The sequence below is a fragment of the Sphingobium sp. 22B genome (assembly GCF_001580035.1).
GTDB lineage: Bacteria > Pseudomonadota > Alphaproteobacteria > Sphingomonadales > Sphingomonadaceae > Sphingobium > Sphingobium fuliginis.
The window spans coordinates 1-458 of the sequence record NZ_LTAB01000089.1; the positions used below are offsets into that span (position 1 = coordinate 1).

The window sequence follows — 458 nt, forward strand, 5'->3', positions numbered from 1 at the left end:
GGCAATAAGCAATAGATCGATTATCAGTACTGCGGGCACAAACCAACTGGTGAATTTTTCGGTAAGTTGTTGGGTCTTTGTTTTTTGTGTTTGTGATTCTTCTACGAGCTGCATCACACGAGCTAATGTATTGTCCTTAGCAAGTTTGCTCACTCGCACCTGAATTGCACCATTACCATTAACAGAACCAGCAAAGACCTGATCGCCTGGGGATTTTTCAACAGGCATGCTTTCTCCTGTTATCGGTGATTGATCAATGGCTGAAGAACCGGCCGCAATCGCGCCATCCACGGGGATGCGTACACCTGGGCGAACTACTACCAATTCGTCGATTTTGACTTCATCGACAGAAAGCTCGAGTTCGTTACCATCACGTATGACAGTTGCAGTTTTGGGAGTCAGCTTGCCAAGCTTGCTTACCGCATCACGCGCTTTATCCAATGCCATTTCTTCAAGGC

The 458-nt window shown here is 46.7% G+C and carries 1 protein-coding gene; it reads right to left on the minus strand.

Annotated elements, in window-relative coordinates:
• Positions 1–458 (minus strand): HAD-IC family P-type ATPase (locus A0J57_RS25790; RefSeq protein ID WP_153023184.1); only part of this gene is annotated, 458 nt, incomplete at both ends.